At 73.3% G+C, this 12830-nt stretch carries 2 protein-coding genes and 1 CRISPR repeat array; both genes read right to left on the minus strand.

All coding sequences use genetic code 11. The features are described 5' to 3' along the window. Positions 1 to 330 precede the first annotated feature (330 nt). A CRISPR array of direct repeats spans positions 331 to 787; the repeat unit is 29 nt; unit sequence GTTCTCCCCGCAGGCGCGGGGGTGTTCCG. A 51-nt stretch (positions 788 to 838) separates the two neighbouring features. Next, positions 839 to 4762: an amino acid adenylation domain-containing protein gene (locus ABZ990_RS01535; RefSeq protein WP_361223476.1), complete on the minus strand. Its 3924-nt coding sequence runs from the start codon at positions 4760 to 4762 to the stop codon at positions 839 to 841. Continuing rightward, complete coding sequence (locus tag ABZ990_RS01540) at positions 4759 to 12765, minus strand: amino acid adenylation domain-containing protein (protein WP_361223479.1); 8007 nt, start codon at positions 12763 to 12765, stop codon at positions 4759 to 4761. Before ABZ990_RS01540 ends, ABZ990_RS01535 begins: the two co-directional genes overlap by 4 nt. Between the last annotated feature and the right edge of the window lie 65 nt (positions 12766 to 12830).

Consider the following 12830-nt stretch of genomic DNA (forward strand, 5'->3'; position numbering starts at 1 on the left):
ATCGTTGGTCGGTATGTCAGTGTCCCGTGCTTGGGTGCGGGAAGTGAGTCGGCTTCGCTGAGCGGAGGGGTGTCGAGGGCCGGACGCAGCGGAGGAGGAGGTCGCGTCACCCAGCAGTGACGCACCGGACGAGTCGTTGTGGGGTAAGTCGCGAGGGCGGGACCCTGGCCTTCCGCCGTATCCGCTGGTCCGGCAGGGCTACGTGATCCGGACGGCTGGCGCACGTCGTCGCATTCCCGAGGAATTCGACGGGCTTACTCTGATCAGGATGAGAGCCGCACCGAAGGTAAAGGAAGTGAAAAGCCCTTCTTGAGGTGCAGGTCAGGAAGGGTTCTCCCCGCAGGCGCGGGGGTGTTCCGAACCGGTACGACGCGCTGCTCGGGCTGCCGGAGTTCTCCCCGCAGGCGCGGGGGTGTTCCGCTGGACGTGGCCGAAGGGCGCATGACGACCGCGTTCTCCCCGCAGGCGCGGGGGTGTTCCGCAGACCAGCTCGTGTGTGAGCTGGTCGTATCCGTTCTCCCCGCAGGCGCGGGGGTGTTCCGACTGGCACCTGACCCTGGCCGACCCGCGCAGCGTTCTCCCCGCAGGCGCGGGGGTGTTCCGGTCTACGAAGCCGCCTTCGAGCGGATCGTGGCGTTCTCCCCGCAGGCGCGGGGGTGTTCCGTTCGGGTGAGCGTGAGAGGGCGCGCCCCCTGGGTTCTCCCCGCAGGCGCGGGGGGTGTTCCGGTCAGCGCCGAGCGTCACGACGATGCCCTCGCGTTCTCCCCGCCGACGCGGGGCCCTTCCAGCCCAGAGCGGCGGCGCGGCCAGTTTCCTCCCGCCCGCGCCGCCGCCCCTCTCACCGCCCCTCCCGGCCTCCCGTCGCCCACTCCGACAGCGTCTCCCCGATCGTCACCAGCGGGGCCGGGTCCAGCATTTCGTAGTGGCCGCAGGGGACGTCGACCGTCGAGAGCCGGCCCCCGCCGAGCGGCTGCCAGGCCGTCGGGTCCACGTCCACGGCGTCCGTGGCCGCGCGGAAGTGGAGTACGTCCACCCCCTTCGTGCGCGGCGGGGGAGTGCGCAGGGCGTCCACCGCCGAGCGCACCGCGAGGCGTGAGCCTTCCACCACCCGTTCGCCGAGGAGGGTGATCTGTTCCGGTGGGGTTCCGTCCGCCGCGAAGCCGGCCGAACCGGCGACGTGCCGGTGGGTCTCCTCCCAGTCGGGGAGGGCGTCGGGAGCGGGGTACGAGTCGAGCAGGGCCACGAACTCCACGGCGTGCCCCGTCTCCAGCAGTTCCACGGCCACCGCGTAGGCGAGGGTGCCGCCGACCGACCAGCCGAGGAGGCGGTAGGGGCCCTCCGGCTGGACCTCCAGGATCCGCCGGGCGTACTCCCGCACCAGTTCGTCCGGCTTGCGCGCGCCGCCCTCGGGGTCGGTGAGGCTCGGGGACTGGAGACCGTAGAGCGGGACGTCCGGGGCCAGGTGGGGCAGGAGGCGGGCGTACGGCCAGGCGAGGCCGCTGGCCGCGTGCACCGCGAACAGCGGGCGCAGGCGTCCGCCGGTCCGCAGGGGCAGGAGGACGTCCAGGCCGGAGCCGTCGCCCTCGCCGTCGAACCGGCGGGCGAGGGCCGCCGGGGTCGGGGCCTCGAAGAGCGCGCGGACGGACAGTTCGGTGCCGAGGACCGCGCGGACCCGGCTCACCAGCCGGGTCGCGAGGAGGGAATGCCCGCCCAGGTCGAAGAAGCCGTCGTCCGGGCCGACTTGGTCCACGCCGAGCACTTCGGCGAACAGTGCGCACAGCGGCTCCTCGTGCGCGTGGGCCGTCTCCCGCCGGGCCGCGGTGTCGTATGTGGGGGCCGGCAGGGCCGCGCGGTCGAGCTTGCCGTTCGGCATCAGCGGGAACCGCTCCAGCGGCACGACCGCCGACGGCACCATGTGGTCCGGCAGAGTGGCGCGGGTGGAACGCCGCAGCTCGGCGCCGTCGAGTACGGCGCCGGGTGCGGCCACCACGTACGCGACCAGTCTGCGGTCGCCCGCGCGGTCCTCCCGTACGACCGCGACGGCCTGCCCCACGTCCGCGTGCCGCAGCAGAGCCGCCTCCACGTCGCCGAGTTCGATCCGGAAGCCTCGGACCTTGACCTGGCTGTCGAACCGTCCCAGATACTCCAGTTGGCCGTCGGACCGCCACCGCACCTGGTCGCCCGTGCGGTACATCCGGCCGCCGGGCTCACCGAACGGGCAGGCCACGAAGCGCTCCGAGGTCGGCACCGGCCGGTTCAGATAGCCGCGGGTGACGCCCGCGCCGGCGATGTACAGCTCGCCCGGCTGCCCCACCGCGACCGGCTGGAGCCAGGGATCCAGCACGTACATCCGGGAGTTGGGCACCGGCCGGCCGATCGGCGGATCGCCGTCGGGGTCCGTCTCGCCGCTGCGCCACCAGGTCGAGTAGGTGGTGGCCTCGGTGGGACCGTAGATGTTGGTGACCGCGCAGCCGGGCACCCGCTCCCGCAGCTCGCGCAGCAGGGCGTGCGGCACCGCCTCCCCGCCGAGCACCACATGTCGTGCCGACACGTCGAGCGTTCCGCCGGCCAGCATGCTCGCCATCGCCGAGGGCACGCCGCTGACCAAACTGCCCTCCCAGCCGTCCCGTTCGAGCAGGGTGAACAGGTCGTCGACCAGCTCCAGTCGGCCGCCGAGCGCCAGCGTGGTGACGATCTCGAAGACCGACACGTCGAAGCTGAGCGAGGTGGACGCCAGGACCCGCGCCATGCCGTCGGCGCCGAAGTGGTCCTCCACGGTCGCCACGAAGTTGACGGCGTTCGCGTGCTCGACGACCACACCCTTGGGGATGCCGGTGGTGCCCGAGGTGTAGATGACATAGGCGGGGTGCCGGGGGAGGAGCGCGACCGGGCGTTCCGCGTCCGTGACGCCGGTGTCCGGCTGCTCCTCGACGCGCCTCGCCACGGCGGGGTCGTCGAGGACCAGCGCGGCCGTCCCTTCCGGCAGTACCGTCCTGCTCGCCTCGGTGACCACCGCGAGCCGGGGCCGCGCGTCGCCGAGCATCCGCGCCACCCGGTCGGCCGGGTAGCGCACGTCGACCGGCACATAGGCGGCGCCGGTCTTGAGGACGGCGAGCAGAGCGACGACCATCTCCGGGGCCCTCGGCAGGGCCAGGGCCACCCGGGTCTCCGGTCCGGCGCCCTCGGCCAGCAGGACGCGCGCCAGACGGTTCGCCCGGCGGTCGAGCTCGGCGTAGTCGAAGGTGCGCCCCTGGTACACGAGGGCGGGTCGATCCGGGGTACGGGCGGCTTGTTCCGCCATCAGGGAGGGCAGCGTGGCCGGTGTCACCGGGCGGGCCGTGGCGTTCCACTCTTCCAGCACCTGTCGTCGCTCACCGGCGGAGAGGACCGGCAGAGCGGCGACCGGGCGGTGCGGATCCTCGGCGATCGCCGTCAGGATCCGCGCGAACCGCTCGGCGATGCCCTCCACCGTCCCGCGTGCGAGCAGATCGGGCCGGAAGTCGAGCCGGATGCCCAACTCCTCGGCCGGCGTGCAGATCAGGGACAGCGGATAGTGAGTGGCGTCGAACCCCCTGACGCCGACGAGGAGCGCCTCGCCGAGCCAGCGCTCGCCCGAACCCATCGGATAGTTGTCGAAGACCGTCGTGGTGTCGAAAAGGGCGCCGAACCCCGCCTGTTGCTGGATCTCCGTGAGCCCGACATGGTGGTGCTCGAACAGGTCGAGCTGTTCGTCCTGGACCCGCTCGAGGAGATCGATCAGGGTGTCCCTCGGATCGATCCGCACCCGGGCCGGAATGGTGTTGATGAGCAGCCCGACCATCGACTCGACGCCGTCGACCTCGGCGGCCCGCCCCGACACCGTCGTCCCGAACAACACATCGGTCTGACCCGTCAGTTGACGCAGCAGCAGACCCCAGGCCGTCTGCATCGCCGTACCGAGTGTGACCCCCGCCTCCCGGGCCCGGTCGGTCAGGGCGGCGGTGGACGCGGCGGACAACGTACGCAGCACCCGCTCGGGCACCACCGTGCCCGTGCCCGGTGCGCGCGGCGCCACCAGCGTCGGCCCCTCGATCCCCGTCAGCGCCTCCGCCCAGGCGTCCCGGGACCACTCCGGATCGACCTCGCCGAGCCAGTCCAGATAGTCGGTGTACGAGGGGGCCGCCGGCAGCACGTCCGTCGCCGCGACGTCGGACCCGGCCTCGTACAGCCGGAACAGCTCGTCGAGCAGGATCGAGGTGGACCAGCCGTCCAGAATGATGTGATGGTTCGTCAGAACGAAGCGCCAGCGGGCCTCGTCCAGACGGATCAGCAGGAAGCGGATCAGCGGCGGCCGGGCGGTGTCGAAACGCCTCCGGCGCTCCTCCTCGACCAGCCGCGCGGCCTTTGTCTCCCGGCCTTCGGACGTCTCCTGGGAGAGGTCGGCCGTCCGCCAGTCCACCGGGACCCGGTACGGGACGAACCGTACGGGCGCGCCCGACGCGTCCGTACGGAACCCCGAACGCAGACTGTCGTGCCGGTCCAGGAGCGCCTGGCAGACCTCCCGCAGCAGCCCGGGGTCGACCGGTCCCTCGAAGTCCAGCGCCAACTGGATGGTGTAGATGTCCTGGCCGTCCGCGTCGAACGCCGTGTGGAAGAACAGCCCTTGTTGGAGCGGCGCCGGCTTCGACGTCCGCTCATGGGTCCGGTCGTCGGCGGGCTCGTGAACGGGCGCACGGGCGGGCTCGTGCGAGGGCTCGTGGATACGGTCTGGGCTTGCGGTCACGCCGTCTCTCCCGGTTCGCCGGTACAAGCGGTCAGGGTCTCCAGGGCCTCGAACCAGGCGTCGGCCAGCTCCTCCACCCGGGACCGGGCCAGCAAGGCATCCGGATACGCCCAGGTGACATGGAGTTCCGGCCCGGCCCCGCGGTCGTGGACGATCGCGGACACCTCCAGGAGGTGTGTCAGGGGCATCTCCGGGTCGCCGCCACCGGCGACCGCGCCGGCTTCCGGCGCCAGACCCCAGTCGGCCTCGTCCGGCCGGTCGAACCGGCCCAGGTAGTTGAACAGGATCTGCGCCCGGGGCCCCGCCCCGAGCACCGGGGCGGACTCCGGATTCAGATGACGCAGCAGGCCGAAACCGATCCCCTTGTCCGGCATGCTCCCGAGCTGGTCGTCCAGGGCCCGCACGGCGTCGCGCGGATCGCCCGGCCGCCCCGGGAGCCGTACGGGGAACATGCTGGTGAACCAGCCCACGGTCGAGGACAGATCGAGCCCGTCGGCGATCTCCTCACGGCCGTGCCCTTCCACGTCCACAAGGAAAGGCGCGTCACCGTGGGGCAGCACGCCCTCGGGTACCGCGTCGGCGGGAATGCCGGAAGGCGAGCCCGTGAAGGAGCCTGCGAACGCGCCCGCGGAAGCGCCCACGGGAGCGGCGGCGAGCGCCGAACGCCAGCGCCCCGCCGCCGTGCTCAGCGCGCCGAGCAGTACCGCGTTCACGCCGACGCCGAGCCGCGCGGGCACCCGGGTCAGAAGAGGCTCGGTCCGTCCGGCCGGAAGCACCCGGGTCACCATGCGCTTCGATCCTTCGACATCACGGGCGGCCACGAGATCCGCGCCGGGGACGAGATCGGCCGCCCCTTCGACAAGCCCGAGCCAGAAGGGGAGTTCGCCCGCGCGCCCGCGTGCCTCGCGCTCCAGCCGCCGTCCCCAGTCGGCGAACGACACCGGGGTGAAGTCCGGTTCCGCCGTACGGGGTGCGACGCCCGTGCGCAGGTCCTCCAGAAGGATCCGCCAGGAAACGCCGTCCACCACAAGGTGGTTGATCATCAGCAACAGCCGGCCAGGGTGCCCCGGGCCCGCGTCGAACCACACCGCCTGGACCATGTTCCCGTCGCCGGGGGCCAGTCGGCGCCGGGCCGCGTCCGCCTCGGTGCGGACCAGGTCCGCGAGCTTCTCGACGGCGAGGCCCGCCGTGTCGATCCGTACGAGACGGCCGGCCGCGTCGACCGCGCCGCGCGGCAGGACCTCCAGGCGCCACGCGGGGCCGCGCGTCAGCCGTATCCGCAACGCGTCGTGCCGGTCGAGCAGCGACTGGAGGAGCGTGCGCAGCCGCGGCAGGGACAGGTCCGACGGGGTCCGCACGAGCACGGACTGGTGGAAACCGTCGACGGGGCCGCCCCGTTCGCGCTGCCAGTGGACGATCGGGGTGAGCGGCACCTCCGCGGAGGGCATCTCGCCGGAAGGCGCCGCACCGTTCGGCGCTTTTCCGGACGGCGCCCCGGCAGTGGCCGCCCCCGCCCCCGATCCTGCCTTCGTGCCCGCCTTGGGGGGCCGTACCTTGGCATGGGCGGCCAGCTCGGCGACGGTCCGGTACCGGAAGACGTCCCGGGTGGACAGCCCCAGACCACGTGAACGGGCCCGGGACACCAGCCGGATCGACACGATGCTGTCGCCGCCGAGGTCGAAGAAGTCGTCCTCGACACCGACTTCGGGTCGGCCGAGCACGGCCGCGAACAGCTCGCACAGCAGCTTCTCGGCAGGGGTCTCCGGCTCCCGGGTCCTCCGGTCCTGAGGTGCGGACGCCTGCGGGGCGGGCAGCGCGGACCGGTCGAGCTTTCCGTTGGGGGTGAGCGGCAGCCCGCCGGGAAGGACGACGATGGCCGGGACCATGTACGGCGGCAGTGCCTGCCGCGCCCACTCGACGAGTGCGGAGGCGAGTGCGGAGTCCGGTTCGGCGGCGGACTCGGAGTCCCGCGCCGGGCCGGGCACCCGGGCGGGTACGGCATAGGCGACGAGCCGGCGCTCGCCCGGACGGTCCTCGCGCACCACGACGGCGCTGCGCACCACCCGGTGGTGCCGGTCCAGGACGGCCTCGATCTCCCGGGGTTCGATGCGGAAGCCGCGCAGTTTCACCTGGTCGTCGGTGCGGCCGAGGAAGTGGAGCTCCCCTTCGGCGGTCCACCGGACCAGGTCGCCGGTCCGGTACAGGCGGGCGCCCGGCGGACCGTACGGGTCGGCGACGAACCGCTCGGCGGTCTGCCCCGGCCGGCCGAGGTAGCCCCGGGCCACTCCCGGGCCTCCGAGGTACAGCTCGCCGGGCACCCCCGGGGGCACCGGCCGCAGCGCCTCGTTCAGGACGTACGCCCGGGTGGCGCCCAGCGGGGAGCCGAGCGGCGGGTGCGCGGCGTCGCGCGGACCGATCGGGGCGGCGAGGGACCAGATGGTCGTCTCGGTGGGGCCGTAGACATGGGTGACCTCGGAGGCCAGCGAGGCGAGCGAACCGGCCAGGGAGGGCGGCAGCGCCTCGCCGCCGACGACCGCGCGCAGCCCCCGGATCGCGTCGGGGATCTCGGCGACGAGGCCGGACCACAGGGAAGGTGTCGCCTGGACGGCGGTGACCTCGTACCGCTCGATCAGCCGTCCGAGGGCGTGCGGCTCGCGCACCTCCTCGGGAGAGGCGAGGACGACCGCGGCGCCGCCGAGCAGGGGCAGCAGGAGTTCGAGGTGGGCGATGTCGAAGGCGACGGTCGTCACCGCGAGCAGCCGGTCGGCGGGTCCCAGCGGCAGCCGGTCGCCCATGGCGGCGAGCAGATGGGCGAGGTTGCCGTGGGTGATGGCGACCCCCTTCGGCCGGCCCGTCGAGCCGGAGGTGTAGAGGACGTACGCCGTGGCGTCGGCGGGGACCTCCACGTGCGGAGCCGGAGCCGGAGCCGGAGCCGGAGCCGAAACAGGGACCGGGCCCCGGGGGGACGCGGCACCGGTTGTCCCGGTGGCGAGCGCGGCAGCGAACCCGGGCTCGTCCAGGGCGATCCAGTCGTCGGCGCCGAGTGCGGTGCGGGTGGCACGGTCGGAGAGCACCAGGAGCGGCGCGGCCTCGGACAGCACCCCCGTCACCCGCTCCCGGGGGTGGTGCGGGTCGACCGGGAGGTACGCGGCGCCGGTCCGGTGTACGGCGAGGAGCGCGACCAGCAGATCGGGGGTGCGGTTCATGGCGATGGCGATCAGCCGCTCCGGCCCGGCGCCGAGCCCGCGCAGATGCCCGGCCAACCGGTCCACCCGCGCGTCGAGTTCGCCGTAGCTGATCCGGTCCGCCCCGTGGAACACCGCCGTGGCGTCGGGCGTCCGGGCGGCCTGCTCCCGGAACCACAGGGGTGCCGAGCCGACGGGCTTCGTCGCCTTCGCCCCCGCGCCGCTCCACTCGGTGAGGAGGGTGTGCCGCTCGGAGGAGGGCAGGATGTCCAACTGCCCCGCCCGGAGCGCCGGATGAGCGGCCGCGTCGGCGAGTAGACGGGTGAAGTACCCGGCGAGCCGTTCGGCCGTCGCGGGGTCGAACCGGTCCCGGGCGTAGACCAGGGTGCCGTCCAGACCCCCGCCGGACTCGGTCAGGTCGAAGAGCAGATCGAAGGGGGCGGTCCGGTATCGGCCGCCGTACGGCATGTCGACGCGCAGGTCCGGCAGTTCCACGGCACCGGTCGCGTTGTTCTGCAGACTCAGCATCACCTGGAAGAGCGGGTGCCGGGCCGCCGACCGGGCCGGGGCGACGGCGTCCACGACGTGCTCGAAGGGGACGTCCTGGTGCTCCAGCGCGGCGAGGACCGTGTCCCGGACACGGTCGATCAGGGCACCGAAGTCCGGATCGCCGGAGACGTCGGTGCGCACCACCACGGTGTTCACGAAGCAGCCGACGAGGTCGTCGAGTCTACTGTCGGTGCGCCCGGCGACCGGGCTGCCGACGAGGATGTCCGTCCCCGCGCCGAGCTGCCGCAACAAGGCGGCCAGGGCCGCGTGCAGCACCATGAACAGGCTCGCGCCGTGCCGCTGCGCCAGCGCGGCGAGCCGCGCGTGGTCCTCGGGAGCGAGATGGAACGGCACCGTGCCGGCGCGCTGGGTGGCGACGGCGGGGCGCGGCCGGTCGGCGGGCAGCGGGGTCTCGTCGGGGGCGTCGGCCAGCGTACGGGTCCAGTGGGCGAGCCGGCGGGTGAAGGCGCTGTCGGGGTCCTCGGGTCGCCCGAGTGCCTCGCGCTGCCACAGGGTGAAGTCGCCGTACTGGACGGGCAGTTCGGTGAACTCGGGGGCTTTCCCCCGCAGCCGGGCGGCGTAGGCCCGGGAGAGGTCCCGCAGAAGGGGAGCGGCGGACCAGCCGTCGAAGGCGATGTGGTGGATCGTGACCGTGAGGACGTGCTCCTTGGGTGAGCAGGAGAGGAGTTCGGCCCGCAGGGGTGTCTCGCGCGCCAGGTCGAATGCGTGATCCGAGGCGGCGGTCACCGCCGCCGCCATGTCCGATGAGGCCACCTTCCTCACCGGGAGCGTGACATCGAAATCCCCCGGCGGCAGGACACGTTGGCGAGGAGACCCGTCGGTGACCGGGAACACGGTCCGCAGACTCTCGTGCCGCCCCACCACGTCCCGCAGGGCCGCCGACAGCGCCCCGGTGTCCAGCGGACCCGTCAGCCGCAGGGCGAGGGTGATGGAGTGCGAGGCCGCGTCGTCCGCCATCTCGCCCTGAAGCCAGAACCGCAACTGGGAGAAGGAAGGCGGCAGTACGTCCCCGCGCGGCCGGGGCCGCAGCGCGGAGCCACCGTCTCCCGCGCTCCCGCCCCCGAATCGCTCGGCGAGGCCGGCAGGCGTCGGGGACTCGAAGACCGCCCGCAGCCCGATCCCGGCATCCAGTTCCTCGCGCAGCCGGTTGGCCAGCCGGATGGCCAGCAGGGAGTGCCCGCCGAGGGTGAAGAAGTCGTCGTCCGCGCCGACCTCCGGGACTCCGAGGACTTCGGCGAACAGGTCGCACAGCAGCCGCTCGGCGGGTGTGCCGGGCGGACGGGAGCCGGGTCTCGCCGCGGGGGCGGGCAGGGCCGCACGGTCGATCTTGCCGTGTGGCGTGAGGGGAAGGCCGTCGGGGAGCACGATCACGAGGGGGACCATGTAGTCGGGCAGGACCCGGCGGGCGTGCGCGGCCAGTTCGGCCGCGAGATCGCCGACGGCACCCGTGGCGACGACGCCGGCCGCGCTCGCGGCCGGAACGGCGTAGGCCACGAGGCCGCGCTCTCCGGGCCGGTCCTCGCGGACCAGGACGGCGGCGCGGCCGACCCCCGGGTGGCGCTCCAACACGGCCTCGATCTCGCGGGGTTCGATGCGGAAGCCGCGTATCTTCACCTGGTCGTCGGCGCGCGCGAGGAAGTCGAGTTCGCCGTCGGCGGTCCACCGCACCACATCGCCCGTGCGGTACATACGGGTGCCGGGCGGACCGTACGGGTCGGCGACGAACCGCCCCGAGGTGAGATCCGGGCGGCCGAGATAGCCGCGCGCCAGGCCGGCGCCCGCGAGATACAGCTCGCCGGGCACTCCCACCGGCACCGGCTGGAACCGTTCGTCCAGCACGTACGCCCGGGTGTTCGCCATGGGCCGGCCGATCGGCGGCTTGCCGCCGCCCGCCTCGCGGGCCCTCTCCTCGGCACCGGTCCAGGTCGGGTCCAGGCGGCTGAAGGTGGTGAACGTCGTGTTCTCGGTCGGCCCGTACACATGGGTGAGCGCGGTGCCGGGGAAGTCCGTCAGCATCCGCCGCACGGCCCCGGCCGACGGCTGCTCGCCTCCCGTCCAGACCTGTCCGAGCCGCCCGAGCACCGGGCTCCTGTCCGCGACCAGCAGATTGAAGAGCGCGGTGGTGAGGAACGCGCTCGTCGCACCGCCCCCGGCCGCGGCCCGTTCCAGTGCCTCGGGCGAGGAGTCCCCGGCCGGCACCACCACGACCGTGCCGCCGCCGAGCAGCGGCACCCACAGTTCGTACGTCGAGGCGTCGAAGGAGTGCGGTGAGTGGGCCAGTACCCGCGTATGACCGCCGTCCTTCGCCCAGCAGGGATCGGAGGCGAGCGCGACGATGTTCCGGTGGGTCACCAGAACGCCCTTGGGGCGGCCGGTGGAGCCGGAGGTGTACATCGCGTACGCGGCCCGGTCGCCGGTGATGTCCGCCTGACCGTTCTCGTCGGTGGGCGATCCGTCCGGAGCGTCGTCCGGCCCGGCGACATCCGGGCCCGGTTCCTCGGCCGGGACCAGCGGAAGACCGAGCGGCGCGTCCGCGAGGCGCTCGGCCCGCTCTCGTGTGGCCGCGTCCGTCAGCAGCAGACAGGGCCGCGCCTCCTGAAGGACCGCGCGCTGCCGCTCGTCCGGATTGCGCGGATCCAGAGGAAGGTAGGCGGCCCCCGTCTTCAGTACGGCGAGCAGGGCGACGACCAGGTCGGCCGAGCGGTTCATGGCGACGGCGACCAACTGCTCCGGACCCGCGCCGGCGCGGCGCAGCCGGCCGGCGAGACGGTCGGACCGGGCGTCGAGGCCGGCGTAGGTGAGCCGGGTGTCGCCGCAGATCACGGCGGTGTCGCCGGGGCGGGCAGCCGCGCGCCGCCGGAACAGTTCCGGGACGGACTCGGCGGGGAGCGTCGTGCCGGGGCCGTTCCAGGTCTCCAGCGTCGTGCGGCGCTCCTCGACGGAAAGGAGTTCGAGCCGGCCGACCGGCCGCTCCGGCGTGGTCACCGCCTGGGTCAGGAAGGCGGTGAAGCAGCGGGCCAGCCGCTCGGCGGTGGCGTGGTCGAAGAGATCGAGGGGATAGACCAGGGCGCCGCTCAGCGCCCCGTCGGTCTCCGTGACGTCGAGGAGCAGGTCGTAGGCGACCGTCCGGTGGGTGTAGTCGAGCAGCCGGGTGTCGAGGCGCGGCAGGCGTACGGCGGCGCCCGCGTTGTTCTGGAGGCTCAGCATGACGTGGAAGAGCGGGTGGCGGACCGCCGACCGTGCGGGGTTGACGGCCTCCACGACCTGCTCGAACGGGACGTCCTGGTGGTCCAGGGCCGCCACGACGTTCGTCCGGGTCTGCCGGACCAGCTCGTGGAAGTCGGGGTCGCCCGAGGTGTCCGTACGGATGACGACGGTGTTGACGAAGCAGCCGACGAGGTCGTCGAGACCGACGTCGGTGCGCCCCGCGACCGGGCTGCCGACCAGGATGTCGGTGCCCGCGCCGAGCCGGGAGAGGAGCCCCGCGAGCGCCGCGTGCAGGACCATGAAGGTGCTGGCGCCGTGCCGGCGGGCGAGCAGGGTGAGCAGCCGGAAGTTGTCGGGGGACAGCCGGAAGGGGACGATGCCGGCCCGGTGGACGGCGGTGGAGCGGCGCGGCCGGTCGAGCGGGAGGGGGAGTTCGGCCGGTGCGTCGGCGAGCGCCCGGGTCCAGTGGGCCAGTTGCTCGACGAGGAGACTGTCCGGATCCTCGGCAGTGCCCAGCCCCTCCCGCTGCCACAGGGTGAAGTCCGCGTATTGGAAGGGGAGTTCCTCCCACTCGGGCGACTGTCCGGCGAGCCGGGCGGTGTAGGCGTGCGAGAGGTCGCGGAGGAACGGGGCGATCGACCAGCCGTCGAAGGCGATGTGGTGCACGGTGATCGCCAGTACATGACGCTCGGTTCCCAGGGCGAGCAGGACGGCCCGCAGCGGGATCTCGTGCTCCAGATCGAAGACCCGGCCGATGGTGTCGGCCACGGCCGTCTCGGCGTCCTCCTCCGTGACCTGCCGTACGGGCAGTTCGACCGTCACGTCCGAGAGGATCCGCTGCTCGGGCGCTCCCGCCGTGACGGTGAAGACGGTGCGCAGGCTCTCGTGCCGCGTCACCACGTCCCGCAGCGCGTCGCGCATCGCCGTCGCGTCCAGCCGGCCCGTCAGCCGGAGCGTCATCGACGTGTTGGGCGACTCGCCTCCGCGGTCCATCTCGCCCTGGAACCAGAACCGCAGCTGCGAAAACGACAGAGGGATCACGTGGTCTCGGCCTCTCGGGTCACTCGGTTGCTCGGGGTGCTCGGGGTGCTCGGGTCAGTCGGGTC

Source organism: Streptomyces sp. NPDC046203 (assembly GCF_040646255.1).
Classification (GTDB): Bacteria; Actinomycetota; Actinomycetes; order Streptomycetales; family Streptomycetaceae; genus Streptomyces.